Consider the following 26,481-nt stretch of genomic DNA (forward strand, 5'->3'; position numbering starts at 1 on the left):
GGCAGACGCGCCGATCGATCGGCGAGCCCTGGTGGCAAGGCACGACGTCCATGTGGTGGGCGTCGTGCCGGAATCCCCGGTATCGGTGGGCAACGGGGAGTTCTGTTTCACCGTCGACGTGACCGGTCTGCAGAGCTGGCCCGAGCGGTACCCGGTGGAGGCTCGGACGAGCGACGAGGCGCCGGGCACGTTGCTGGGGACGCTGTCGCAGTGGGGATGGCACAGTTTCCCGGGCGGGTACGCGCTGGACGAGACGCGACGGGTCTACCAGACCCCAACCGGTCCGGTGCCGTACGTCGACCTCGGTGGCGAGATGGACCTGGCGACCACGCAGGAGCCGGGGCAGTCGGACGCCGAGCAGTGGTTGCGGGCGAATCCGCACCGGCTCGATCTCGGGCGGATCGGGTTCGTGCTGAACGGAGAGGTCTTGCCGGAGGTCGAAGACGCTCGGCAGCGGCTGGACCTCTGGGCTGGTGTGGTGGAGAGTTCGTTCAGGGTCGACGGGCACGAGGTGCGGGTGTGGACGCTCTGTGCGCCGGACGACGACGTCATCGCCGTGAGGGTCGAGTCGTCGGCGCTGGCCGTCGGGCTTGGGGTGCGGTTCGCCTTCCCGTACGGATCAGGTGCCTGGGGCAACGGAGCTGACTGGGGCCGGCCCGAGGCGCACGCGACGACCGTGCACGAGTCCGACGGCGGCTGGCAGGTCGAGCGGTGCCTGGATGACACGCAGTACTGGGTGGCGATCGGTGCCGAGGACGCGCGGCTCGAGCGAGTGGGAGCGCACGAGTTCGTGCTGACCTCGGACTCCGGCGTGCTGGAATTGCGGGTCGGTTTCTCGGAGCAACGGGGTCAGGGGCCGGCGGGGTTCGCGGAGCTCGAGGCCGGCTGCCGGCGATCGTGGGCCGACTTCTGGGTGTCTGGGGCGGCGGTCGAGTTGTCAGGCGACCCGCGCGCGCCTGAGCTGGAGCGGCGGGTGGTCCTGTCGCAGTACCTGACCGCGATCAACTGTGCGGGCTCGCTGCCGCCGCAGGAGACCGGGCTGGTGTGCAACAGCTGGCGTGGGCGGTTCCACCTCGAGATGCACTGGTGGCACGGCGCGCATTTCGCCTTGTGGGGCAGGCCGGAGCTGCTTGAGCGCAGCCTGGGGTGGTACGAGCGGATTTTGCCCGCGGCGCGGGAGACGGCTCGGCTGCAGGGGTACGACGGAGTGCGCTGGCCGAAGCAGGTCGCGCCGGACGGGCGGGAGAGCCCGAGCAGCATCGGGCCGTTCCTCGTCTGGCAGCAGCCGCATCCGATCTACCTCGCGGAGCTGATCCGGCGGACGGGGTCGCGGGAGGCGGTCGAGCGGTACGGGCGGATCGTGCTGGAGAGCGCGGAGTTCATGGCGTCGTACGCCGTGCCGACCGAGCGGGGATTCCAGCTCGGACCGCCGCTGATCCCGGCGCAGGAGTCGTACTCGGCGATCCGGACCGAGCTCGTGAACCCGACGTTCGAGCTGGCGTACTGGCGGTGGGGCCTGCTGGTCGCTCAGGAGTGGCGCGGGTATCTGGGGCTCTCACCGGAGCCGCGCTGGGCCGAGGTCGCCGACGGTCTGGTGCCCGCGCCCGTTCGGGATGATCGCTACGCCGCGATCGACGGTGAGCCGTGGACGATCCGCTCGGATCACCCGTCGATGCTCTACGCGCTGGGGCTCGTGCCGGACACCGGATACATCAATCCCGCGACCATGCGGCGCACGTTGGCCGGCGTACTGGGGGATTGGGATTGGGAGAGCACCTGGGGCTGGGACTACCCGGCGATCGCGATGACCGCTGCCCGCCTCGGTGAGCCGGACACCGCCGTCGACGCGTTGTTGCTCAAGGCCACCAAGAACGACTTCCTGCCGAACGGCCACAACCGCCAGACGCCGTCGCTGCCGCTCTACCTGCCCGGTAACGGCGGCCTGCTCGCCGCCGTGGCGCTGATGGCGGCAGGCTGGCACGGTGCGGACGGTCCCGCCCCCGGCTTCCCCGCGGGCTGGACCGTGCGCCACGAAGGACTGCTTCGCTCGCCCTGACCTCACCACCTCAAGGAGACTCGTGACGCTTCCGCAGAACCGCCGCTACGCCGTGGTCGGTACCGGCTCGCGCGCCGGCATGTACGTCGGCGCCCTCACGACGACGTACGCCGACGTCGGGACGCTGGTGGCTTGGTGCGACACCAACCCGACTCGGATGACCTACTACGACGGCGTCGTCACGGCCGCGGGTGGGGCCGCTCCGCCGCACTACGCGCCGGACGACTTCGGGCGGTTGCTCGAGGAGCAGCGGCCGGACGTCGTGGTCGTCACGTCGCCGGACGCGACCCACCACCGGTACGCCGCTGCGGCGCTCGAGGCCGGCTGTGACGTGGTCGTCGAGAAGCCGCTGACCACCTCGCTCGAGCCGGCGAAGACGATCGTCGACGCGGTCGAGGGTTCGTCGGGGGATCTGGTGGTGACCTTCAACTACCGGTATTCGCCGCGCAACAGCGAGGTCCGGCGGCTGATCGCGTCCGGGGCGATCGGCAAGGTCACGTCGATCCACTTCGAGTGGGCGCTGGACACCGTGCACGGCGCCGATTACTTCCGCCGCTGGCACCGCGAGAAGGCGATCTCCGGCGGGCTGCTGGTACACAAGTCGAGCCACCACTTCGACCTGGTGAACTGGTGGCTCGCGGACGTGCCCGAGGTGGTGACCGCGGCCGGCGGCCTGCGCTTCTACGGCGACAAGAACGCCGCCGAGCGCGGCCTCACCGACCGCCCGGCCCGCTCGGCCGGATCCCCAGGACTGTCGTCCGACCCGTTCGCCCTGGACCTGTCGGCCGACGAGAAGCTCCGCGCCCTCTACCTGGACGCCGAGGCCGACGACGGCTACATCCGCGACCAGGACGTCTTCAGCCCCGGAATCACCATCGAGGACAACATGGGCCTGCTCGTCACCTACCGCTCAGGCGCGATCCTGACCTACTCGCTGAACGCCCACGCTCCCTGGGAGGGGTACCGCGTCTCGATCAACGGCACCGAGGGCCGCCTGGAGTTGGACGTCGTAGAGCGCAGCTTCGTCGAGGGCCCCAACGGCGTCGTCGGCCGCCCAGCCGTCGACCCCAGCGTCAACCCCGACGACCCGTCCACCGGCGATACGACGAACCCGCGCCCCGCAGGCGAACGGATCCTCCTCCAACGCCACTGGGAGCCGGCCCAGGAGATCCCGATCCCCGAGGGCGAAGGCGCCCACGGCGGCGGCGACAACCACCTGCTCGACGACATCTTCCGCCCCACCGGCACCCCCGACCCCCTCGACCGCCGAGCCGGCTATCGCGACGGCCTGCGCAGCGTCGCGGTGGGAATCGCCGCCAACCGCTCGTTGGAAACGGGTCTGCCGGTCAACATCACGGACTTCGGCCTACCCCTCGACCGCTGACCGCACCTCCCGCACACCACACCTGCGGTGTGGTGTGCGGGAGTCGGTGCGCGGGTGGTGCCGGCGGGTATGGGTGTGCGACAGGGTCGCGTGTGGTGGTGCACCGGGGTGGCCTGTGCGGGTGGCCGCGCGGCGGGTGTGCGGGCGGTGGCGCCGGGCGGGTGCAGGCGGTGGAGGGGGTCGGGCGGCGGGTGCCGGCGGTGGCGGGACTCGGGCGGTGGCGCCGGGGCGGGTGTGGGCGGTGGTGGGAGTCGGGCGTTCAGTTGCCGCTGGTGCGGGCTGACGCGGCAAGGGCCTGCTGGTAGTTGCCCTCCGCCGTGGGGGTCCACAAAACGCCGTTGACGATGAGCGAACGGTCGTCGAGTGGCCGAGCGGCGGTGGCAAGCACCGGCTTCCGTTGCCAGGTGCATCCAGTCCGGTAGGCCTGCTGAGTGACCCGAACGGCGACCGCACCGGGCCCCTCGGCGTACGTCGTGGCGCGCAGTGAACGGGCGCACCCCGCCGGCGTCGCGACGATGATCACCACCTGCCGATCGTCAGCCGCCACCGCCCGTACGTCGTACACCCTGGCGATGGTGGTTTTCGGGACCGGCGTCGGCGAGACGCTCGGTGCTGCTTGAGTCACGTCGGGCGCTGGCGGAGCCGGATCGGCTTCGGACGAGCCGAAGACCTTCGAAAGCACGAAGACACTGAACGAGAGCAGCCCGATCAGAAAGGTCACCACCACGGCGACCCCGTAGACGAACCACACGCTGCCCGACGATTTCATCCCGAAGATCTTCTCAGCCCCACCGGCTCAACCCCCGCAGAAACGCGAGCCGAGCGAGCGAAGGTGCACTCATCCGCGCCGGCAAACCCTGGAGCCGAGCGAAGGGAAGGCGCACCCCTTCCGCGCCGGCCACCCCGGAGCCGTGCGAAGCGAAGGCAGAACCCGACAGGGCGACCCCCGCCCCGGAGCCGAGCGAAGCGAAGGCGCAAGCCCATCCGCGGTGGCCGGCCACGGAGCCGAGCGAAGCGAAGGCGCAAGGGGGTGCGGGTGGCGGAGCCCCCGCTCGCGGCAAGCGCAGCGCAGCCGCACAAAACGCCGAAGGCGACCCGGTCCGCGCTCTCCGCGGACACAGGTCGCCTTCGCCTGAGGGTGAGTGACGGGACTCGAACCCGCGGCCACCTGGACCACAACCAGGTGCTCTACCAGCTGAGCTACACCCACCATTGCCGCCCTGACTGCGACGGCTGGGTAATCATAGCGATGATGGTCAGTTGTCGGAAATCGGGGTGCTGACCAGGCTCGCGGCGGCCCGGGCGGTGTCGGTGTCGGGGCCTGGTTGGGGCACGAAGACGGTCTGCCGGTAGTAGCGCAGTTCGGCGATGCTTTCGGTGATGTCGGCCAGTGCGCGGTGGTTGCCGGTCTTGGCGGGGGTGGCGTAGTAGACGCGCGGGTACCAGCGGCGGACGAGTTCCTTGATGGAGCTGACGTCGACGTTGCGGTAGTGCAGGTGGGCTTCGACCTTGGGCATGTCGCGGACGAGGAAGGTCCGGTCGGTGCCGACGGAGTTGCCGGCCAGGGCGGCCTTGCGCGGTTCTTTGACGTAGCCGTGGATGAACTCGAGCACTTGCTGTTCGGCGTCGGCCAGCGGGATGCCGTTGGGCAGTTCGTCGAGCAGGCCGGAGCCGGTGTGCATTTCGCGGACGAAGTCGCCCATCTGTTCCAGGGCTCCGGGTGGTGGTGCGATCACCAGGTCGATTCCGTCGCCGAGGACGTTGAGTTCGTAGTCGGTGACGAGCACCGCCACCTCGATCAGGGCGTCGGCCGCCAGGTCGAGGCCGGTCATCTCGCAGTCGATCCACACCAGCCGGTCGTTCATGAGGAACCACCTTACGGCGAGCGTGTCCGGCCGTCGCGCCCGGCAGCCGAATCGCCGGGCGTGGCGGGGTTGTCCGGTGGGGCGGGGCGGTCAGTGCGGAGCGGTGCCGAGGTGAATGCTGCGGACCGAGAGTGCCGCGAGATCGGTACGCCGGCCGAGGTAGTGCGGGCTGTCGGCGTCGAGCAGTTGCCGCCAGGTCGCGAGGTCGTCGGCGTCGAGAGTGATTTCGGCAACATCCCCATGCCCATGCCCATGCCCATGCCCATGACCGTGACCATGCCCGTGACCCGAGTCCTGCTCGGCGGGATCCAACCGGGCGACCCGCAGCCGGAGCTGCTCGATGACCCGCTCCCGGTCCTGTTCCGACAACGGCACCGGCTTCTCGGTGAGCACGCTCTGGGTCGTGACCTCGGTCAGGCCGGCGTTCCGCAGCGCGTCGGTCCACCCGTACGGCATCGGCACCGACCCCGGAATCGCCGCACGCATCTCGGCGAACCACCGGTCCTGGGCCAGATCGAGCCGAAGCTCGAGCCCGGGCTCGCCGAGGCCGAGATCCCAGGGCAGCATGCGCGACGGGAGGCCGCCCTCGGCGAGCGCGAGTCGTCCACCGGGCGCCAGTAGCGACGCAAGGGCGTTGACGGCCGCTTGCTGGTCAGCGGCGTGGTGGACGGACGCCGACGCCCAGACCAGGTCGGCGGGTGCGCCGATCGCCGCGCGCAGCGGTTCGGGTCCGTCGTCCATCGAAACGACTTCGCAGCGGACCAGGCCGGCGGTGTGTTCACGGGCTTGGCGTAGGACCTCCTCGTCGGCGTCCAGCGCGACGACGGTCGCTCCCGGCACGGCGGCGGCGAGAGCCTTCGCCATGCCGCCTCCGCCGCAGCCGACGTCGACGACGAGTTGGTCGGTGGGGCGGACGAGGGCGCCGGCGACCAGTTCGTTCCAGTCGGCCTCGTCGGTGGCGGTCTTCCGCAGGTGCTCGGCCTGCGCGGCCCAGTCGATCTCGGTCATGCCGACAGTGTCGCGGATCACACGCCGGTACGCCGTACGGTGGGCCGATGATCGCGACGAGGTTCGCCACTGAGCGGCTCGAGTTGCTGCCGCTGAGGGTCGAGTACGCCGGGGAGATGGCCGGGGTGTTGTCGGCCCGCGAGCTCTACGGGTTCATCGGTGGCGAGCCGCCGTCGGTCGAGCAGTTGACCGATCGGTATCGCCGGCAGGTCGCGGGATCCGGGCGGCCGGGGGAGCACTGGCTCAACTGGGTGATCAGCCTGGACGGCGTACTGGTCGGCTACGTGCAGGCGACGGTGACCGGCGACGAGGTGGAGATCGCGTGGGTGGTCGGCGCAGACTGGCAGGGCCAGGGAATCGCGAAGGAGGCGGCGATCGGGTTGGCCGAGTGGCTGCGCCACTCGAGCCCGGCGGTGGAGCGATCGGTCGTCGGCGACTCGGCCGGGCGTGCGGTCCGGGGCGATGCCGGGGCAGCGAGCGGCAACGGCGACCTGCGGATCGTGGCGCATGTGCATCCCGGGCATGCCGCGTCGCAGGCGGTGGCGCGAGCGGTAGGGCTCAGCGCGACCGGCGAGCTGGACGCTGACGGGGAAGAGCTCTGGGTGAGCCGACCCGAGACGCGAGCCGGGCCCGCCGGCGGCCCGGCCTAGAAAGGGAACAGCCTGGCCTGGAAACGGAACAGGCCCGCTCCGACGAATCGGTGCGGGCCTGCTGCGTCTGTGGGGTTCAGACCGGGCGGACGTTCTCCGCCTGCGGGCCCTTGGGGCCCTGGGCGAGGTCGAACTCGACCTTCTGGTTCTCGTCGAGGGTCCGGAAGCCGTCCGTCGCGATCGCCGAGTAGTGCACGAACACGTCGGCGCCGCCGCCGTCCTGCGAGATGAAGCCGAAGCCCTTTTCGCCGTTGAACCACTTCACTGTTCCGCTAGCCATGATCTGCTCCTTTGGTGGGGCGGGTATCAGGTCCGACGGTCGCCGGCACCTGGGTTGCCGAACGAGCCCTCCCACCCGGACCGTGGCCCGGAAATGAGAAAAACGCCCTGCGGATCACACTTCCCGCGGGCGTTTCAAGAACGAACGTGGAACTGCAAAACTGCAACCGAGAGAAACGGTAGCACGAATTCACTGTCTGTACAGAGCGCCGCCGGGCCGTGGCGCGGGCCGGTTCGTCACCACGACCCCCCGCAGTTGCCCCGGCGTGCGTTGACAGCGAATTGAAAGCGCCGCCCCCCACCCTTGCGTGGTCAGCAACGCGGGCTCGTGCAGGGGGTGGCTGTAGTGAGGCGATCGTGGCAGCGGCGACGCGGGGGACTGGCCGTCAAGGTCATCGCCTGCTTGGCGGGCGCATCCGTCCTGGTCCAGGTGGGGGTGCCGGACCCGAGCTTGGCGGCACCGGCGCCTCGGTTCCCGGTGACCGCCGCCGCGCTGGGCGGTACCGACGCGCCGCCGGAGCAGCGGTCCGGGTCGGCCGACGATCCGCCGAGCGCGGGGTCGACCGACACCACGCTGTCGAGCCTGGCCGGGCGGCCGGTGGTCCGGCCCGCACAGGCGGTTCCGGACCGGGCCGTGCTGCCGACCGTACGGCGGCGCGTTCCTGCGGCCGAGAAGCTCACCGACGTGGTCGTCCGCGAGACCGGTCGCAAGCCGAGCGGTGTCGCCGCGATCGGTGCCGAGCTGCGCTCGCAATGGTCCGAGCGGGAGCGGGTCTACCGCAACACAGACGGCACGCACACCCGGCGGTTGTACGACGCGCCGGTCAACGTCCGGGCCGCGGACGGCACCTGGTCACCCATCGATCTCGGCGTGGCGGCGAGCCGGGACGGCCGGTTGTCGCCCCGGCAGGCCCAGTACCGGACGAGCTTCGCGACGACGGCGAACGGACGTGATCTGGGCGTGCTGAATCTCGACGCGAACCACAGCATCGCGTTCGGCCTGCGCGACGGTACCCCGGCCGACGCCCGGGTCAGCGGCGCGGAGGTCACCTACCCGGCGGCCAGGCCTGGCGCCGACTTGCGGCTGGCCGCGACGACGAATGGGCTGAAGGAGGACATCGTGTTGCGGTCGGCGACCGCACCCACGGCGTACGAGTTCGACCTGCGGCTGCGCGGGCTGATCCCTGCCCTGGACCGCGGGACCGGCGAGATCAAGCTGTCCGATCGGGCCGGCGTCGTCCGGGCGGTGATCCCGGCCGGCTGGATGGCCGACGCGCGCGGCGCGGTGTCCCGAAAGGTGGCGTACGCGCTGGTCCAGTCAAACTCCGGTTGGGTTCTGCGGGTGACGGCCGACCCTGGCTGGCTGCGGGCGAAGGGCCGGGCGTTCCCGGTCACGGTCGACCCGTCGGTCGAGGTCGTCAACGACGACCTGGACGACACCTACGTCACCAAAGGGTCGTCCGTGAACCGGTCGGGGGAGCAGTGGCTCGACGTGGGCAACGACGACGGCACCACCTCCGCGTCCTACCTGCACTTCTCCGGATTGACCGCGAAGCTCGCCAATCAGTACATCGTCGGCGCCTCGCTGGTACTGCACAACGTGGACAGCGCGTCCTGCACGCCGAAGCCAGTCGACGTGTTCGCGGTCGGCCGGCACTGGTCCGGCGCGACGATGACGACCTGGCCGGGGGCGCCGCTGGCTCAGCATCTGGCCCAGAAATCCTTCGCCTACGGCGGCACCTGCAGTGGCAGCGGGGTGTACGTGCCGTTCCCGCTGCCACCCGACCTGGTGACCGACTGGACCCACGGCACGCCCTTCCACGGGTTGTCGGTCCGCGCCGCGAACGAGGCCGACACCAGTTCGTTCAAGCGCTTCTCCTCCGCCAACGCCGGCAACTCCGGCGTCCCGTACCTCGACGTCAGGTATTCGCCGCAGGGCGCCGCGTACCGGGTCGACGAGGTGACGCTGCCAACGGCCGCGCACACCGGCCGGATCAAGGCCCGGGTGACCAACCGCGGCTCGGCCACCTGGACCGCCGCCGGGCCACACAAGTTCGGCTTTGTCGTCAAGCAGAACGGGGTGGTCAAGCAGACCTCGCCGAAGTTCTCGATGACGGACAACGTCGCGCCGAACGGAACAATCGCGCTGGACGTGCCGATGGCACCGCTGACCCCGGGTGTGTACCAGGTCTTTCTGACCATGTACGACGGCGCGGCGGACTACCAGTCGGCGTACGGCGTCCCCTACGGCGAGTTCGGCCTCAAGGTCGAGAACGTCCCACCGAGCGTGAACTACGAGCAGCCCGCCAGCGGCGCGGCCGTCGACTCGATCCAGCCGACCTTGTACGCCGAGGGCGTCGACACCGACAACTGGCCGGCCAGCGGGCTGAAGTACAACTTCAAGATCTGTAGCGACCCGGCCGGCAGCACCGGCTGCGCGACGTCGGACTGGACCAGCGCGACCTGGACCCCGCCGCGCGGCACGCTGAAGTGGAGCCAGACCTACTACTGGTGGGTCCGGGCGCACGACAACGTCGAGGCGGGTCCGTTCGCCGGGCCGCTGGCGCTGAGCACGGAGGTGCCGCAGCCGCAGATCACCGCCCACCTCGGCGGTACTCCGCAGGGCGCTCCCGCGCCCGGCCTCGATCCTCAGGTCGGCAACTTCGGCATGACGGCCAAGGACGCATCGGTTGCGACGGTCGGGCCGGACCTGACCATCGAGCGCACCTACAACAGCCTCGACCCGCGCACCGACACGGCGTTCGGCCAGGGCTGGGCGTCCCGGCTCGACACCCAGCTCGTGCAGGACTCGGACGGCTCGGACAACGTCGTCGTCACCCTGCCGAGCGGACGTCAGGTCCGCTTCGGCCGGAACACGGACCTGACCTTCGCGCCGCCGCAGGGGCAGAACCTCACGCTGGTGTTCGATAAGGCCAGCGGCGACTACACGCTGCGGGACGTCACCGGGACCCGGTGGGTGTTCAACCTGCATGGCCGGCTGCGGACCATCACCGACCCGGCCGGGCTGGTGGAGGAGCTGGTGTACGACGACGCCGGACCGGGTGGCAAGCCGACGGCGGTCCACAACCTGACCAGCAACCGGTGGCTCCGGTTGACCTGGGCCGGTGGGCACGTCACCGCGGTCAGCACTGATCCACCGGCGGCCGGTCAGCCGGCGCTCCGGTGGACCTACAGCTACGACGGCCACCAGCTGCTACAGGTCTGCGATCCCGGCGCGGCGCCGAACTGCACGCGGTACGACTACCAGCAGGGCTCGCACTACCGCTCGGTGGTACTGGACGACAATCCGCGCGGCTACTGGCGGTTCGGCGAGTCCAGCTCGACCGGCGGCGCGGCGAGCGCCACGGCCCGCAAGCCCGGAGCCGACAGCGGGACCTACAGCGGCGTTGCGCTGAGCGCCCAGGGCGCAATGGCCGGTACTGCGGACACCGGCGCGGCGTTCAGCCCCGACAGTGCGAGCCGGGTGGTGCTGCCGCCGAAGCTGACCAGTCCGACCATGTCGCTCGCCGTCGAGCTTTGGTTCCGCACCACCAGCGGCGGTGTGCTGATGAGCTACGCCGACCAGCCCTTCGGTACGGCAGCAGCCCAGTGGGCCCCGCTGCTGTACGTCGGCCAGGACGGCCACCTCCGCGGCGGCTTCTGGGTGCCGAAGCCGGCCGGCCAGCGTCAAATCCTCTCCAACGCGCCGGTGAACGACGGGCAGTGGCACCACGTGGTCCTGTCCGGCGCGATCGACCGGCAGGTGCTCTACCTCGACGGTCAGGCGCAGCTCGTGGAGCCCGGCAAGCCCCAGATCGCGACGGTCGACGGCTTCATCGACCACGACAAGCTGCAGCACCTGGTGGTCGGCGCCGGCAGCACCAAGAACTGGCCGTCAGGCAACAACGGCGACTATCACTTCAACGGCAGCATCGACGAGGTCGCGCTCTACCAGCACCCGCTCGGCGAGACCGCGGTCAAGCAGCACTACTCAGCCCGGGCGGCCGTGGTTCAGCTCACCAAGATCACCCGCCCCCAGGACGATCGGGTCGCGGCCTCGCTGACGTACGACGACATCGCCGACCGGGTCGCAACCCTCACCGACCACGACGGCCGCACTTGGCGGCTGGACAAGCCGTCGCGCGACGAGGCAATACGGACCGTCACGCTGCGCGGGCCCTACCCGGACTGGACCTACCAGTTCGACGCCGACCACGGCGGCCGGCTGACGGCGCGGACGCATGACGGCAAGAAGCGCACCTATGGCTACAACACCGAGGGGTTCCTCGCCGAGCAGGCCGACGAGCTCGGGCACAAGGCGACCTTCACGACCGATGCCCGGGGCAACGTTCTGTCCCGGACCACTTGCCGGCAGGCGGGATCGCCGGGATCGTGCCAGACGTCGTACTCGACCTACTTCCTGAACCCGAACAACCCGCTCGACCCGCGCAACGACCGCAAGCTCACCGACGCCGACCCGCGGTCGTCAGGTCCCGCCGACGCGACGTACCGGACCACGTACGGGTACGACACCCTGGGCCGGCAGAACTCGGTCACTTACCCGAAGACCGCGGCCGGTGGGATCCCGGCCGAGACCTGGACCTACTCGACCGGCTCCGAGCCCGCCGACGGTGGCGGCCTCGTCCCCGCGGGCCTGCTGGTCGAGCACCTCGGCAAGCGCGCGGGCCAGGTCACCGCGTACAAGTACCGCTCGAACGGCGACTTGGCCGAACAGGTCGACCCGGTCAAGCTCCGAACCCGGTACGAGTACGACGCGATCGGCCGGCGGACCGTCAAGCGGTCCCTGTCCGAGACCGGCGTCGAGTTCAGCAGCGAGACCACCACCTACACGCCTCGCTCCGAGGTGGACACGGTCACCGGCCCACCGGTCCGCAACGCGGTCACCGGCGTCACGACCCGGCTGGTCACCGACCACGACTACGACGCCAACGGCAACCTGGTCCGGACGACCCAGGCCGGCACCCCCGCCGCGCGAACCACGACCTACGCCTACAACGCCTACGACCAGCTCGTCGTGACGACCCACCCGGACACCACCATCGAACGCAAGGAGTACCGCGACTCCGGCCGCGAGATCCGCACCACCGACCCCCGCGGCACGACCTGGATCGAGTACTACGACTCCCAGTCCCGCCTGCTCCGCAAGGTGGCCAGCGGCCCTGGCGTCGACCCGCAGAACCCCGATGCCACAGTCCTGACCCTGGAGACCCATACGTACGACGCCGCCGGCCGGCTCCACAGCAGCCGGGACGCGATGGGCCGCGAGACCATCCGGACGTACTGGGACGACGACCGCCTCGCCACGGTTACGCGCGCGGGTGTGCTGCAGGAGCAACTGGAGTACGACCCGGCCGGGAACGTGACCAAGCGAACGAGCGCCGGCGGACGCGTTACCACCTCGGCATTCGACGCCGCTGGGTACGCCACGGCCACCACACTCGACCCGGGCCTCGGCACGGGCGGGCTGGGACGGGTGACGGCTTACACCCGTGCGACGGACGGCCTGCCCATCCGGCAGACCCGGACTGGCGCTGCCCAGCCCGGCCGCAGCGAGATCACCGACTACGGGTATGACGCGGCCGGACGGCTCGTTCGTGCGGATGTGGCGCCGAGCGCCGGGGACGTCCTGACCCTCAATTACCTCCGCGACGAACGCGGTCTGGTCACTGCGACCACCGATCGCAAGCGATTCACGACCACCTACGAGTACGACGCCGCCAGCCGGCTGGTCGCGGCGGTGTTGCCCGAGGTGACGACTTGGACCGCCGGGGTTCAGCAAACCGCCGTGCGGCCGAGGACGACCTTCGGCTACAACGCGTTCGGCGATCTGACGGACCACAAGGACGCGAACGGTGCCGTCACTGCCGCCGGGTACGACTCTCGCAGCCGGCGAACCTCGGTGCGCCTGCCCACCTACACCCCTCCGGGCGGCAGCCCGATCGCGGCGACCACGACGACCGAGTACGACGGTGTCGGCAACCCGATCAAGTCGGTGGATCCCCTGCAGCGGGTCACCGAGCGCACCTTCGACCCGCACGGGCGGCTGCTCACCGAGACGCTGCCGAAGGTCGGCGACCAGCCCAGCACGACGAGATACGGCTACGACCGGAACGGCGAGTTGACCTCGACAGCCGACCCGAATGGCATCCAGCGCCTGTCGACCTACGACGGGCTGGGCCGCAAGATCACCGACACCACGGTCGAGCGGCAACCACAGGTCGCGTACTTCACCACGGGCTACAAGTACGACGACGCGGGCAACCGGACGGAGGTGACGACTCCCGCGAAGGGCGTGACGAAGACGACGTACAACAAGGCCGGCGAGCCGATCACCGTGACGGACCCGACCAGCCGCACCACCACGACGGAGTACGACATGGTCGGTCGGCCGACGGCGGTCACCGACCCGGCCGGGATCGTCACCCGGACGGGGTACGACCTGCTGGGCAACGCGACGCTGAGCATGCACCTCAGCGGCAACCCGCTGACCGAAAGGCGGCGGATCCAGCACTCCTACGACCCGAACGGCAACCTGGTCAAGACCACGTCGGCCGAGGGCCGGATCCGCTCCTACGCCTACGACGCCGCGAACCGGCTGGTGCGCCAGGAAGAACAGGTTGCCGACGGCAAGGTGATTCGAACCGCGTTCGGCTACGACGCGGCCGGGAACCACACTCGGCTGACCGACGGCCGGCAGAAGGTGACCGACTACACCTACAACTCCTGGGGTCTGCCGGAGTCGACGATCGAACCGGGCGCGGCGCAGTGGACCGCCGGCTACGACGCCGCCGGGCAGCTGGTTCGCAACAGCCTGCCGGGCGGGGTGGCGATCACCTCGGAGTACGACGCCCAGGGCCGGCTGGTCCGGCAGGCGGGTACGGGCGCCGAGGCGGCCACCGCGGACAAGACCTTCGGGTACGACCCCGGCGGGCGACTGACCAGCTTCGGTACGCCGGGTGGCGCGAGCACCGTCGCGTACGACGACCGGGGCAACGTGGCCTCCATCAGCGGCGGGTCGGGGCAGGCCACGTACGGCTACGATGACGACAGCCGGCCGGTCACGCGCACCGACGCGACCGGGACGAGCTCGTTCAGCTACGACGCGGCGGGTCGTCCGACCGCCGTCGTGGACGGGTTGTCCGGACGGACCATCGACTCGGTTTACGATGCCGGTGGCCGGTTGGCGTGGACGGCGGAACGTGGCCTGGAGCAAGGGGTGAAACGGCTCCGGACGTACGACGCTCTGGGCCGGCTCGGCTCCGACAAGGTGTCGGAGCTCGACCCCGCCGGTGGCCCGCCCCGGGTCATCCACGGCACCGAGTACGGGTACGACGGTGATGACAACCTCACCGCGAAGACGACGATCTCGAACAACCAGAGGTCGTCCAACAGCTACAGCTACGACGGCGCCCGTCGGCTGACGTCTTGGACCGCACCGGGCGGAGCGGTCACGCCGTACGAGTGGGACGATGCGGGCAACCGCACCCGCGCGGGCACGAAGACGTTCACCTACAACGACCGCAACCAGCTCACCTCCGACGGCACCGCGACCTACACCTACACACCGCGGGGAACGCTCGCGTCCGGTGGCAAGCAGTCGACGTACGACGCGTTCGAGCGTTTGCTGTCGGACGGTTCGGCGTCGTACAGCTACGACAGCCTCGGCCGGGTCGCGTCCCGCAACGGCTCCCCGTTCGCCTACAACAGTCTCGGCAACAACGTCGTTTCCGACGGCACCCGACTGACCAGTCGGGATCCGTCCGGGCAACCGCTGTCCGACAAGGCGGCCGGTTCCACCGCGTCGGCGAAGCTTCTCTACTCGGACCTGCGGGGCGACGTGACCGGGCGCTTCCGGGGCCTGGACTCGTTCGGGCAGCGGACCTTCGACGCCTTCGGCACGGTCACCTCCGCCGCCGGTGAGCAGCCGAGCCTGGGTTACCAGGGCGAGTGGACCGAGCCGGCCACCGCCGCGGTCAACATGCACACCCGTTGGTACGCGCCGGACCGGGCCACGTTCGCCAGTCGCGATACCTGGACGCTGCCACCCACACCATCGGTCGCCGCCAACAGGTACACCTACGCGGACGCCAACCCGCTGGTGAACGTCGACCCCACCGGACACTCGCCGGGTGGCGTGATCGGCTCGATGCTCTGCAAGCTCCTCGGCATCGGCTGCTACGGCAACAACGGCGACGACGCCAGCAGTCAGCCGCCGCCGAAGCCACCGAAGCTCCCGTCGCACGCGACCGGACACGGCAGCGGGTCCTTCAACGGCCCGGGAAACGGCAACGGCCACGGGAACGGGAACGGGACCGGCGGTGGCGGTTCCGGTGGTCCGGGCTTCGGTCCGCCGCCGCCTCCTCCGCTGTGGCTGCAGAACCTCCAGTCGCCGCCGCCGCGGCCGAACCCCGGGACGACCGTCCCGCCCCGCCCGAACTCCGCACCGGTCCTCAACCACGACGACATCATCGTCATCGACCACTCCGACGACTACGCGAACGAAGCGAACGACGTCACCGACGCCGGGCACGTCGAGAACGCGAACTACGAGCCGACGACCTCGCCCGACTCGAACTGGACCGACGAGTACCTCGAAGAGCTGACCGACGACGAGCCGGACCTCGGCTGGCCCGTGGTCGTGGTGGAGGGCGAGCCCAACCCGGGTGGGCTGCCGCTCTGCGAGAGCTGCGAGATCATCATCACCGACGACGGCGCGATGCTCTCAGACGGGCACGTGGTGTGCGAGATGCCCTGCTGGCTGCCCGAACCTCCTCCGCCGCCGAAACCGCTGATCATCACCGAGCTGCCGGACACCCAGCCCGCCGAGAAACCCAAGAGCGAACAACCCGGCTGTAACCAGTGGGTGCAGTGGACGATCGGCGGCATCGTCGGCCTCGCGGCGGGTGCCGCGGCGGGCCCGCTCGCCGGCGGCGGGTTCGCCCTCGGTGTCGAGGCGGGAATGATCATCGCCTGCAGCTGAGAGCCGTTCTGTGTCTTTCCCTTCCCGAAGTGAGGATGAAATGTCTGTCAGAAGAAGTGCTGTGCGGCTCTCGGTCCTGGGGCTGCTGACGGCGCTGGTCCTTCCAGCGAACGCCGCGTTGGCCACGAACCGTGAGCCGGGATCCGGGCGGATGGACGGTGCGGTGGCCAGGGCCGCCGGACTGGCGTCCGCGCCGCGGCCGGGCAAGGCTGCGACCACGCCGTTGACCACGGATGCCAAGGGACGGGTCGAGGTGTACGTCGAGGGCGAGCCCGGCGCGGTCCGCTCGGTGGTGGCCGATGCCGGTGGGGTGGTGTCCGATGCGGCCGGACGCCGGGTGCGGGCCGCGGTGCCGAGGTCCGCGCTGGAGGAAGTTGCGGCCGCATCCGGTGTGCTGGACGTGCGCCGACCCGAGACGCCGGTGCCGCTGGAGATCATCTCCGAGGGCGCGCAACCGTCGGGCGCACTGGCCTGGCACGCCGACGGGCGGCAGGGTGCGGGCGTGAAAGTGGGCATCCTGGACGTGGGTTTCGGACGGCTCGAGGCGGCGCAGGCGAACGGCGAACTGCCCTCCGACGTCTCGGTTCACGACGGCCGCTGTGGGACCGAGCACAACTTCTCGCACGGCACGACGGTCGCCGAGGTCGTGCACGACGTCGCCCCACAGGCCCAGCTGTACCTGGCCTGTGTCACCGACTCGATGGACTTCGACGACGCGGCGCGGTGGCTCAAGGACCAAGGCGTGCAGGTCGTCAACGTCTCGATGGCCTTTCCCGGTACCGGGCGTGGCGACGGGCTGCCGAGCCCGAACGACACCGCATGGTCGCCGGCGACGGTGGTGGCGTGGCTGCGAGGTGAGGGCGTCACCGTGATCGCTGCCGCCGGCAACGAAGGTGACCAGCACATGAGCGGCCCGACCGCGGACCCCGAGGCCAACGGCTGGATGAACATCGCCGGGTCCAGCGAGAGCCTGGGGTTCTCGATCGGCGCCGGCGCGACGGTGACCGTCGAGCTGAAGTGGGACGCGTGGCCGCGGACGACCGACGACCTCGACCTGTACGTGATGGACCACGGCGCCCGGCCGGTCGACCTGAACGACCCGCACCTCGGCGGCCGCTACTCGGTCCGGGCCCAGAAGACCGCCACGGGTGGGCTGTCCCCGGTCGAGACGGTCACGTTCACCAACTCGAGCAGCGAAGGTCAGACCTACTGGCTGTACGTGCAAAGCAACGGAGCCAGGACGGATCTGCGGTACGACCTGACGGCGTACGGCCCGGCGGATGGTTTCAGCGAAAAGACGGCCGCCGGCAGCATCGCCGAACCGGCCAGCTCGCCCGTCGTGCTCGCCGTCGGCGCCATCACCGCGGCCAGCGCCGCGACCGGCGGTACGGTCGAGGCTTACAGCAGCCAGGGGCCGAGCATCGACGGCCGGATCAAACCTGACCTCGTCGGTTACACCAACGTCAGCTCCTACACCGGCGGCACCGCACCCGGGACAACGAAGTCGGGCACTTCGATCGCCGCCGCTCACGTCACCGGTGCGGCAGCGCTCTACAAGAGCGCCAATCCGAGCCTCGACCCGGCTGAGCTGGAAGCTCAACTTCTGGACAGTTCCAGCCGGCCCGGACGCAGTAACACCTTCGGGTACGGCGTGGTCAACGTCGGCGCGTCGCGGGTGCCGCAGCCGTCGGCGGGTAACGGGTTCACCGCCATGCAGACTCCACAGCGGGTTCTGAACACGAATGACGGGACGGGTGGGCAGACCGGGCCGTTGGCTGCGGGGCAGACGCTCACGCTGCAGATCCCGGGGCTGCCGGCGGAGGCGACCGCGGTGGTCCTCGACGTGGTGTCGACCGGTACGGGTGTCAGCACGCTGGAGGTGTTCGGAGACGTGTCGACCGGTGTCCACGCACTTGACGTGCTGCCGGGCCGGAGCAATCAGGTCGCCGTGGCGACCACGCTGCACCCGGTGGACAAGGTCGCCCGGATCCGTAACGGGTCGGCCGGCGCCCAGGTGATCGTCGACGTGCTCGGATACTTCAGCCCTTCGTCGCCGTCGACGTACTTCCCGCTGCAACGCCCTACGACGCTGCTCGACACCAAGACCTGGGACGTCGCCACGCCGAAGCTGGCGAACGAGGAGCAAGTGGTCCCGGTCCGGGGCGTGGCGGGGGTTCCGTCGAACGCGACCGCCGTGATGGTGAACGTGACCTCAACCGACGCCACCGCGACGTCGTACCTCGACCTGTACGCGAAGAATCCGACGAACAAGGGGATGCTGACGGCGTACCCGGGGGAGAAGCTGACCAAGCTCACCGTGGTGCCGATCGGTGACGACGGCGCGATCCGGGTCCGTGGACGCGGCGGTGAGGTGCACGCGGCGGTCGATCTGATCGGCTGGTTCGGCGGCAGCGGCGGTGCGCGGTATGTGCCGATGCGCTACACCGAGCGGGCCTTCGACACCAAGACCGGCGTCTACAGCGTCACGAGTGCGTTCAGCACCGGGCACACCCGCGAGTTCCGGGTCACGTTGCAGCCGCGGATCCCGGTCGACGCGTCCGCCGCCTGGCTGACGGTCCGGGCGACCAGCCGCGACGCGGCGCCGTCCGGTATGGAGATGTCGGCTCGGGAGTACCCGCGGGACGGGCATCCGCAGCTCACCACCCAGTGGTACCAGTCGGACGCACGCACCACGGGCACAGCCCAGAGCAACGGTGTCGTGGTGCCGCTCGGGGCCACCGGCATCGTCGGTATCCGCAACGAGCTCGGGACGGCCGGAAGGCCGCCGATGCTGCCGGCTGCGCCGCACGTGACGGTCGCGCTGCAGGGGTACTTCACTGGTGGGTCCGCGATCGCGCCTTCCTCGCTGCCGGCACCGACCGGGCACTGGAAGCTGGACGAGGCCAGCGGCACCACGGCCGCCGACGCGTCCGGCCGCGGCCAGACGGTGACGATGCAGGGCGGCACCGGCTGGATCGGTGGCCGCACCGGCCGGGCCACCTGGCTGGACGGCACCAGCGGCTTCGGTACCACGGCCGCACCGGTGCTGCGGACCGACCAGAGCTTCTCGGTCGCGGCTTGGGTCTACCAGACCCAGCGCGGCGGCTACTACACCGTGGTCAGCCAGGACGGCAACGCGGCGTCGCCGTTCTACCTGCAGTACTACCCAACCACCGACCGCTGGCGCATGGTTGTCACCAGCAACGACGCGACCAGCCCCACCAGCTACGTCGCAGCGACCGACGCCAACCCGGCGCGTGTCGGTGAGTGGATCCATCTGGTCGGTGTGTACGACGCTGCCGCCGGCAAGGTGAAGTTGTACGTGAACGGCGCGCTGGCCGGGCAGGCCAACGGGACCGTATGGCAAGCGAACGGTCCGCTCAGCATCGGCGCGGCGAAGGCGGCCGGGACCCGGCAGAACTTCTTCCCGCGGGGCATCGACGAGGTCCGGACCTACGACCGGGCGCTGGTGGACTCCGAGGTTCGCGACCTGCACCAGAGCACGAGCGCGGTCAACCTCGACCGCTGGGCGTTCGACGAGGGCACCGGCACGGTCGCGAAGGACTCGACCTCCCGGGGGATCGACGGCACCCTGGCCGGCGGCGCGACCTGGACGACCGGCGTGGCCGGGACGGCGGTGCAGTTCAACGGGACGTCGGCGTACGTCGGGATGCCGGGGCGGGCGGTTCTGACCAAGGACAGCTTCACGATCACGGCCTGGGCGAAGCCGGTCAACAAGACCGCGAACACCGTGCTCGCCCAGGACGGCGCCCGGATGAGCCCGTTCTTCCTGCAGTACTCGACCGCCCACGACCGGTGGATGCTCGGTGGGATGCAGGCCGACGCCGACACTGCGCCGGCCTACACCCCGGCGCTGTCCGACCAACCCGCTGCCCTGAACCAATGGACCCACCTGGCCGGTGTGTACGACGCCGGCGCCCGCCAGTTGCGGTTGTACGTCGACGGCAAGCTGACCGGGATCAGCGCGGGCGTGACGCTGTTCAACGGCACCGGCGGGTTCAACGTCGGGCGGGCGAAGTACCAGGATCGCTACGTCAACCACTTCGCCGGCGCGATCGACGACGCTCGGACGTACCACGGCGTGCTCACCGACGCCCAGATCAAGGCGCTCGCAGTGCGGTAACCGGCAAGAGCGAGGACAACTGAGAGTGGCAAGGAGAGCAATCTCCTTGCCACTCTCAGCTCCCGGCATTACGCAGGGGTTGCCGTGAGCCGCGGACGATGCCGCACGATCGTCGGCCGGAGAACGGAGCTGACGAGATGAATCAATCGACCATGACCGCGGTTCGCCGGGCGGTCACCACGAACCGCGGTGGTCCGGCACCATGAACGCCAGCGGCACGATCAGCACCAGGACCGCCGCGAACACCACGAAGCTGTGCGCCTGCGCGACGCCCGGGTGCGCGGCGTGCGACAGGATCGTCGTGGTCACCGAGACCGCGATGATGCCGCCCGACTGGCGGAACATCCCGCGCAGCCCGGCGATCGCGGAGATCTGGTCCGGGGCGAGTTGCAGCGAGGCGTTGTTCGACGCGGGGATCGACAGGCCCATCCCGATCCCCGTCACCGCGGCGGCCGCGGCCAGCCACCCGTACGGCGCGAGGCCGTGCGGTGCCAGCGACATGATCGTCATCCCGCCCGCGACCAGCAGGAACCCGCCGATCATCGGCGCCCGATAGCCGGTCCGGCGGAGCGCGAACACCGCCAGCCCGGCGACGCAGATCATTCCGACGGCCCTTGCCGTGAGCAACGTTCCGGCCTGGAGCGGCTGGATCCCGTAGCGGGCTTCGGCGTACAGGGGAACGAGGGCGCCGAAGCCGAGCACGGCGGCGCCGTACAGGAGGTTGATCGCGTTCATCACCGCGAAGCCTCGGCCGCGCAGCAGCTTGACCGGGATGAACGGGTCGGCTGACCGGTTGGCGTGTCGCAGGAAGAGAACGCCGAAGCAGAGCGCGAGCACCTCGCTGGCGATGAACAACGGATCCGACGCCGAGGCGCCGCCGCTGCCCAGCGAGCTGATGCCGAACATGCCGAGCAGGATCGTCACGGCGAGCAGGCCGGCGCCGACCAGCTCGATCCGGGCGGCCTGCTTCGGCGCGCTGTGCGGCACGAACTTCCAGGCCAGCAGGATCAGCAGGACGCCGGCCGGCACGTTGACCAGGAAGATCTCCCGCCAGGACCAGTAGGTGACGATCACGCCGCCGATGATCGGGCCGAGAATGCCGCCGATCGGGAAGATCGAGGTGAACATGCCGACCGCGCGGTCCCGGTCGCGGCCGAACTGCTCGGCCACGATGCCGGTCGCGGTCGGCATGAACGCGCCGCCGCCGATCGCCTGGAAGGCGCGGAACACCACCAGCAGGTAGATGTTGCCGGCCAGGCTGCAGGCCAGTGAGGCGAGCGTGAACAGCACGGCGGCGCCGAGAAAGATCTTCTTGCGCCCGAACTGGTCGCCGAGCCGGCCGGCCACCGGCATCACCAGGATCTGGCCGAGCGCGTAGATGGTGATCGTCCAGCCGCTCCAGTTGAGCTGCGCGTGCAGGTCGCGCTGGATCGCGTTCAGCGCGGTGGCGACGATGGTCTGGTCGATCGAGGCCATCAGCAGCGCGATCGACACGATCGGGAACACCACCCAGCGGCGCGGCGACGGCTCGTCCCCGGCGGGCGGCGGTGGGGTCTGCCCGGCCACCGGCCCGTCCGTGGCCGGGGTGGTGGCGGCTGGGAGACTCTGGGGTTCCATCAGCAGTCAGAGTACATTGCTTGCCAGCAGGCAATAAAGGGGTAGAGATGTCCGACACCGAGACGTTGAACAGATTGCGCGGCGTGATCTCGCGGCTGGCGCGCGAACTCAACGCCACGGCGACCGACGAGGGCCTGACGCCGACGCAGGCGTCGGTGCTCGGCCTGATCGCGTTCCGCGGGCCGCTCGGGCTGACCGAGCTGGCCCAGCTCGAGGGGCTGAACCCGACGATGGTCTCGCGGGTGATCGGCCGGCTGACCGAGCTCGGCCTGATCCAGCGCGACCCGAACCCGGCCGACCTGCGCGCGATCCAGGTCGAGGCGACCGAGCAGGGCCGCGAGCTGCAGCAACGGATCAAGCTGCTGCGCACCGAGGCGATCGGCAAGTGCCTGGACCAGCTCCCCGAGCAGTCCGCCCGCACGATCATCGACGCGCTGCCCGCACTGGAGGAACTGGCCCAAGCACTGCGCTCCACACACAGCTGAGGCAGCTTGGTCGCGCGGAGCGAGGTCAACCGGCGTCGCGCCGCAGGAACATCGAGGTAGAAGCCGTCAGTGCCGCAACGGCCCAGGCCACGAGGGCGGCCGTCGACAGACCGGCTGCCGGGTTGCTCTGGTGGAGCTGACTGCCCGCCTGACCCGGGAGGTAGTCGCCGACGCGACCCAGCAGCGGCGACGCGACGTACGCCAGCAGCAGGACCGTGACCAGTGCCGGGATCGTTCCGCGGAGCAGCAACCCCAGGCCGTGGCTGAACAGCGCGAGCACGGTCAGGTAGACGATCGTGCCGGCGGCGCTCGCGAAGGAGGTCTCCGCGAGGCGGTTCACCACCGCGAGGTGTGCCGCCGCGACGGTCAGCGTGGCGGTACCGGCGACCGCCAGCGCGCAGGCGATGGCTTTGGCGCCGGCCAGGAGGAGCCGGTCGGGAACGCTGATCAGCGACGTGACGATCTGCCGGTCGTCGTACTCGCTGGTGGCCGCGAGAATGCCGACCAGCACGACCCCGATCTGGCTGTACGTCGTGACCTGCACGGTCGCCGCGTCGCCAGTAGCACTCAGGGCCAGCGTGAGCAGACCAGTCAGTACGACGGTGGTCGCGACCGTCAGGATCACGGCCGGCAGGGTCCGCAGCTTCAGCAGCTCGGCCGCGATCACGGTACGCATCCGCGCCCGCTCAGGCATCGCGCCGCGCGACCACGAATCCACTGGTGAGCAGGATTCCCGCGGTCCACAGGGCCATCACCAGACCACCCGTCAGTGGTGCCAGACCGGCCCCGGTGTCGCGGGTGATCATCCGCAGCCCCGCCAGATCCGGCAAGTAGTGCGCCACGGAGGTCACCTTGGACAACAGGTACGTCACTGAGACCACCGACGAATTGACGATCAGCACGATCAGCGGAACGACTCCGCTCCGCGTGACCCAGGTGATGCCGAACCCGATCAGCGCGCTCAGCGTCCAGTACACCAACCCACCGACCGCGCGGCCCAGCTCAGCTCCATTCAAACCGTTGGCGAGCACACTGTGCGGGCCGAGCAGCACGCTGGTCACGGCCACAAGCCCCACGATGGCAACCGTCGCCAGGACGACCGACACGATCACCAACGCGAGTGCCTTGGCGGCCACCAGCCGCCCGCGCTGCGGCACGGCGAGCAGACTGGTCGTGATCTGGCGACCACCACCGGCGTCCGGGCTGTTGCTGGTGTACTCGCTGCCCACCAGCACAACTCCCAGCACGATCGCCCCCACCGTGCCCGGCATGACCAACTGGAACACACTGTCCGCCGCCGACCCGTACGCCGTACCCGCATCGAGCCGCTCGCGGAGACCGCCGGCGGTCAACGCGCCGATTCCGATCGTGCCGGCCAGGCTGAGACCGCCGGCCAGCAACGCGACCGGCAAGGACATCAGCTTCCTGAGCTCGGCGACGACCAGCTGCCTCATGCTTTGCCTCCGGCGGTCAACGTGAAGAACGCCTCTTCCAGACCGGCGTGGTCGCCGACCACTTCGTCGATCGATCCCTGCGCGACCACGCAGCCGCCCGCGATCACCACCAGATCGTCCGCCGTACTGCTCATCTCAGCCATGAAGTGGCTGGACAGCAGCACCGTGCGCCCGTCGTCGGCCGCCGTACGGACGAGCCGGCGCAGCCAGCGGATGCCTTCGGGATCGAGACCGTTCACCGGCTCGTCGAGCACCAGGACCTCCGGGTCGCCCAGCAGGGCGGTGGCGATGCCCAGCCGGCGGCCCATACCGAGCGAGAACTTCCGGATCCGGGTGCCGGCCGCGTCGGTGAGGCCGACCTCGTCGAGCACCCGCGGCACCCGGTCGCGCGCAATTCCGTTGCTCAGGGCAACCCATTCGAGATGGGCGCGGGCGGTCCGGCTGCGATGGGCGCCGCTGCCTTCGAGCAGGGCGCCGACGGTCCGCAACGGCCAGGTGAGCTCACGATAGGGCTTGCCGGCGATGGTGGCGGTCCCGCCGTCGGCGTGGTCCAGGCCGAGCAGGATGCGCAGCGTCGACGACTTGCCCGCGCCGTTCGGGCCGAGCAAGCCCGTGACGCGGCCGGGCAGCGCCCGGAAGCTGACGTCCCGCACGGCCGGCGTCCCGCGGTGGTGTTTGGTGAGGTGGGTTATCTCGATCACGCGAGGAGTCTGTCGCCGGGCGCGCCGGCGCGGCAGCGGTCAAAGGTTGACTGTTCGGCTCAGCGCTCGGCGAAGCCCGACTCGTAGGCGAGGATCACCAGCTGGGTCCGGTCGCGGACGTCGAGCTTGGCGAAGATCCGGCTCAGGTAGGTCTTCACCGTCGACAGGCTCAGGTGCAGCTCGGCCGCCAGCTCCTCGTTGGACAGTCCACGCAGCACGGCCGCGACGAGCTCCAGCTCACGCGGGCTGAGTTGCTCGAAGACTTCCGGCGTACGCCGGGCCCGCCGGCGCGACACGTCGGCGATCAGGCGCCGGGTGATCTCCGGCGACAGCATCGCCTGCCCGTCGTACACGGTGTGGATCGCGCGCAGAATGTCCGTCACCGGCGCGCTCTTCAGCAGGAACCCGGTGGCTCCCGCACTCAGCGCCTCGTACACGTACTCGTCCAGGTCGAACGTCGTCAGCACCAGCACCTTCGTCGCGGGCAACCGTGAGCAGACCACGCGGGCGGCGGCGAGTCCATCGGTCCCCGGCATCCGGATGTCCATCAGTACGACGTCCGGCCGCAGCCGCGTCGCCAACTCGATCGCCTCGTCGCCGGTCGTGCAGCTGCCCAGCAGCTCGAGCTCCGGATCGCTGCCGACCAACTCGGTCAACGCGGCGCGAACGCTGTTCTGGTCCTCGGCGACCAGCACGCCGATCATCGCCGGGCCTCCGCCGGAAGCATCGCGGCGATCCGGAAACCGCCGTCGGGCAGCGGACCGCAGGAGAAGTCTCCGTTCACGAGCTCCACCCGTTCACGCAACCCGATCAATCCGTAGCCCGTGCCTTCGGCAGGCGCGCCCGTCCCACGCCCGGTCACGACCTCGACCTCCACCACCTCCGGACGTCCGGCGACAGTCACCCGGCACTCAGCGCCGCGCGCATGCCGGACGGCGTTGGTGAGACCTTCCTGCACCACGCGGTAGATCGTCGACTCCAGGTTCGCCGGAACCTGGTCGCGTCCGGTCAGGAACAGCTCCGCCCGGACGCCGGCCGGCCGAACGTCGGCGACCAGGTCGGCCAGTGCGTCCAGGCCCGGCGCCGGCGCTCGTTCGGCCGCTTCGGCGTCGTCCCGGGCGGCGCCGAGAACGATCCGGAGATCGGCCAGTGCCTGCCGGCCCGATTGCTCGACCCGGCTCAGCTCACGTGCCAGCCGCTCGGCGTTGCCGGAGGCCACGTGCGTCGCCACCCCGGCGGACAGCGTGATGCTGGTGAGCGAGTGCGACACCACGTCGTGCACCTCGCGGACGAGCCGCAGCCGTTCGGCCAGGACAGCCTGCTCGGCCTGCAGCCGGCCGTTCTCCGCGACCTCCGCCAACTGCCGCCGGGTCGCCTCGCCGAGCGCCCAGCTGCCGGTCAGGACCAGCATGCTGATCAGCGTGTACCGCGCGGCCTCGGCGACCTCGCGGGTGCCGGCGAATCCGAGCACCGCCACGCCGACCACGACCGCCGTTCCGACCGTCCGCGCGATCTTCGCCGAGCTTCGGCGGACGGCGACCGGATAGAGCGTCCAAGCGACGGCGACGAACGGGTCCTGGGTGGCGCCCAGCAGAGCGCCGGCCAGCGTCGCTGTCACGGTCAGGACGAGCGCGGTCAACGGGAACCGGCCGCGCGCCAGCAGTCCGGCGAACAGTACGGCGATCAGCCCGAGCTCCAGCAGCATCCAGCGGCCGGGCAGGTCGACCGGCAACCAGAACACCAGGACCACGAGCATCGCGACGGCAGCGTTCAGCGCGACGCCGCCGGCACGGACCCGCACTCCGAGCATGGGCCGACGATACGGGACGGGCCGGAC

General features: G+C 70.2%; 16 protein-coding genes and 1 tRNA gene. 6 read left to right on the plus strand and 11 right to left on the minus strand.

Translation table 11 applies throughout. The features are described from left to right. Positions 1-64 precede the first annotated feature (64 nt). Both ACQPXM_RS12065 and ACQPXM_RS12070 read left to right on the plus strand, forming a co-directional pair. Positions 65-2,056 carry a hypothetical protein gene (locus ACQPXM_RS12065; RefSeq protein ID WP_432947845.1) on the plus strand — a complete coding sequence of 664 codons (1,992 nt, stop codon included), beginning with the start codon at positions 65-67 and terminating at the stop codon, positions 2,054-2,056. Positions 2,057-2,078: 22 nt separating this feature from the next. Continuing rightward, the gene (locus ACQPXM_RS12070; protein ID WP_432947846.1) at positions 2,079-3,440 is read left to right on the plus strand and encodes a Gfo/Idh/MocA family protein; all 1,362 of its coding nucleotides are present in this window, start codon (positions 2,079-2,081) and stop codon (positions 3,438-3,440) included. 259 nt (positions 3,441-3,699) lie between these two features. On the opposite strand, the gene ACQPXM_RS12075 is transcribed toward ACQPXM_RS12070, so the two are convergent. The 4 genes from ACQPXM_RS12075 to ACQPXM_RS12090 form a co-directional block, all read right to left on the minus strand. Beyond that, the gene (locus ACQPXM_RS12075) at positions 3,700-4,209 is read right to left on the minus strand and encodes a hypothetical protein (RefSeq protein ID WP_432947848.1); all 510 of its coding nucleotides are present in this window, start codon (positions 4,207-4,209) and stop codon (positions 3,700-3,702) included. Positions 4,210-4,577: 368 nt separating this feature from the next. Next, positions 4,578-4,650: transfer RNA gene (locus ACQPXM_RS12080), tRNA-His, on the minus strand. Positions 4,651-4,696: 46 nt separating this feature from the next. Further along, positions 4,697-5,305 carry an oligoribonuclease gene (gene orn / locus ACQPXM_RS12085; protein ID WP_432947850.1) on the minus strand — a complete coding sequence of 203 codons (609 nt, stop codon included), beginning with the start codon at positions 5,303-5,305 and terminating at the stop codon, positions 4,697-4,699. Positions 5,306-5,395: 90 nt separating this feature from the next. Continuing rightward, on the minus strand, positions 5,396-6,313 hold the full coding sequence (locus ACQPXM_RS12090) for a class I SAM-dependent methyltransferase (RefSeq protein ID WP_432947852.1): 918 nt from the start codon (positions 6,311-6,313) through the stop codon (positions 5,396-5,398). A 47-nt stretch (positions 6,314-6,360) separates the two neighbouring features. Between ACQPXM_RS12090 and ACQPXM_RS12095 the strand changes: the two genes are divergently transcribed. Beyond that, positions 6,361-6,963, plus strand: coding sequence for a GNAT family N-acetyltransferase (locus tag ACQPXM_RS12095; RefSeq protein WP_432947853.1), 603 nt, complete (start codon positions 6,361-6,363; stop codon positions 6,961-6,963). Between the two features lie 76 nt (positions 6,964-7,039). Here ACQPXM_RS12095 and ACQPXM_RS12100 read toward each other — a convergent pair whose 3' ends face one another. Further along, complete coding sequence (locus ACQPXM_RS12100) at positions 7,040-7,243, minus strand: cold-shock protein (protein WP_012919747.1); 204 nt, start codon at positions 7,241-7,243, stop codon at positions 7,040-7,042. A gap of 345 nt (positions 7,244-7,588) precedes the next feature. Here ACQPXM_RS12100 and ACQPXM_RS12105 point away from each other — a divergent pair, with 345 nt between their 5' ends. Together ACQPXM_RS12105 and ACQPXM_RS12110 are read left to right on the plus strand one after the other, a co-directional pair. Further along, positions 7,589-16,243, plus strand: a complete 8,655-nt coding sequence (locus ACQPXM_RS12105) for a DNRLRE domain-containing protein (RefSeq protein ID WP_432947856.1) — start codon at positions 7,589-7,591, stop codon at positions 16,241-16,243. Between the two features lie 40 nt (positions 16,244-16,283). Further along, positions 16,284-20,387 (plus strand): LamG-like jellyroll fold domain-containing protein, encoded by a 4,104-nt coding sequence (locus tag ACQPXM_RS12110; protein WP_432947858.1) that lies wholly within the window; start codon positions 16,284-16,286, stop codon positions 20,385-20,387. A 174-nt stretch (positions 20,388-20,561) separates the two neighbouring features. Here the strand turns inward: ACQPXM_RS12110 and ACQPXM_RS12115 are convergent, their stop codons facing one another. Next, the gene (locus tag ACQPXM_RS12115) at positions 20,562-22,004 is read right to left on the minus strand and encodes an MFS transporter (RefSeq protein WP_432947860.1); all 1,443 of its coding nucleotides are present in this window, start codon (positions 22,002-22,004) and stop codon (positions 20,562-20,564) included. Between the two features lie 47 nt (positions 22,005-22,051). Here ACQPXM_RS12115 and ACQPXM_RS12120 point away from each other — a divergent pair, with 47 nt between their 5' ends. Continuing rightward, the gene (locus ACQPXM_RS12120; RefSeq protein WP_432947862.1) at positions 22,052-22,489 is read left to right on the plus strand and encodes a MarR family winged helix-turn-helix transcriptional regulator; all 438 of its coding nucleotides are present in this window, start codon (positions 22,052-22,054) and stop codon (positions 22,487-22,489) included. Between the two features lie 25 nt (positions 22,490-22,514). Here ACQPXM_RS12120 and ACQPXM_RS12125 read toward each other — a convergent pair whose 3' ends face one another. The 5 genes from ACQPXM_RS12125 to ACQPXM_RS12145 are packed head-to-tail and all read right to left on the minus strand — an operon-like array spanning position 22,515 to position 26,454. Further along, positions 22,515-23,165 (minus strand): hypothetical protein, encoded by a 651-nt coding sequence (locus ACQPXM_RS12125; RefSeq protein ID WP_432947864.1) that lies wholly within the window; start codon positions 23,163-23,165, stop codon positions 22,515-22,517. Positions 23,166-23,175: 10 nt separating this feature from the next. Beyond that, positions 23,176-23,943, minus strand: coding sequence for a hypothetical protein (locus tag ACQPXM_RS12130; RefSeq protein ID WP_432947866.1), 768 nt, complete (start codon positions 23,941-23,943; stop codon positions 23,176-23,178). After that, positions 23,940-24,644, minus strand: coding sequence for an ABC transporter ATP-binding protein (locus ACQPXM_RS12135; protein WP_432947868.1), 705 nt, complete (start codon positions 24,642-24,644; stop codon positions 23,940-23,942). The genes ACQPXM_RS12130 and ACQPXM_RS12135 overlap by 4 nt, the downstream gene beginning before the upstream one ends. Before the next feature lie 59 nt (positions 24,645-24,703). Continuing rightward, complete coding sequence (locus ACQPXM_RS12140; protein ID WP_432947870.1) at positions 24,704-25,348, minus strand: response regulator transcription factor; 645 nt, start codon at positions 25,346-25,348, stop codon at positions 24,704-24,706. Continuing rightward, on the minus strand, positions 25,345-26,454 hold the full coding sequence (locus tag ACQPXM_RS12145) for a sensor histidine kinase (RefSeq protein ID WP_432947872.1): 1,110 nt from the start codon (positions 26,452-26,454) through the stop codon (positions 25,345-25,347). The genes ACQPXM_RS12140 and ACQPXM_RS12145 overlap by 4 nt, the downstream gene beginning before the upstream one ends. Positions 26,455-26,481: the final 27 nt, after the last annotated feature.

Origin of the sequence: Kribbella sp. CA-253562 (genome assembly GCF_050942265.1) — a bacterium.
Classification (GTDB): domain Bacteria; phylum Actinomycetota; class Actinomycetes; order Propionibacteriales; family Kribbellaceae; genus Kribbella.

Coding starts and splice junctions, on each gene's coding strand:
- ACQPXM_RS12075 (WP_432947848.1), bottom strand. CDS start 4,209: ATGAAATCGTCGGGCAGCGTGTGGTTCGTCTACGGGGTCGCCGTGGTG.
- orn (WP_432947850.1), bottom strand. CDS start 5,305: ATGAACGACCGGCTGGTGTGGATCGACTGCGAGATGACCGGCCTCGAC.
- ACQPXM_RS12090 (WP_432947852.1), bottom strand. CDS start 6,313: ATGACCGAGATCGACTGGGCCGCGCAGGCCGAGCACCTGCGGAAGACC.
- ACQPXM_RS12095 (WP_432947853.1), top strand. CDS start 6,361: ATGATCGCGACGAGGTTCGCCACTGAGCGGCTCGAGTTGCTGCCGCTG.
- ACQPXM_RS12100 (WP_012919747.1), bottom strand. CDS start 7,243: ATGGCTAGCGGAACAGTGAAGTGGTTCAACGGCGAAAAGGGCTTCGGC.
- ACQPXM_RS12110 (WP_432947858.1), top strand. CDS start 16,284: ATGTCTGTCAGAAGAAGTGCTGTGCGGCTCTCGGTCCTGGGGCTGCTG.
- ACQPXM_RS12115 (WP_432947860.1), bottom strand. CDS start 22,004: ATGGAACCCCAGAGTCTCCCAGCCGCCACCACCCCGGCCACGGACGGG.
- ACQPXM_RS12120 (WP_432947862.1), top strand. CDS start 22,052: ATGTCCGACACCGAGACGTTGAACAGATTGCGCGGCGTGATCTCGCGG.
- ACQPXM_RS12125 (WP_432947864.1), bottom strand. CDS start 23,165: ATGCGTACCGTGATCGCGGCCGAGCTGCTGAAGCTGCGGACCCTGCCG.
- ACQPXM_RS12130 (WP_432947866.1), bottom strand. CDS start 23,943: ATGAGGCAGCTGGTCGTCGCCGAGCTCAGGAAGCTGATGTCCTTGCCG.
- ACQPXM_RS12140 (WP_432947870.1), bottom strand. CDS start 25,348: ATGATCGGCGTGCTGGTCGCCGAGGACCAGAACAGCGTTCGCGCCGCG.
- ACQPXM_RS12145 (WP_432947872.1), bottom strand. CDS start 26,454: ATGCTCGGAGTGCGGGTCCGTGCCGGCGGCGTCGCGCTGAACGCTGCC.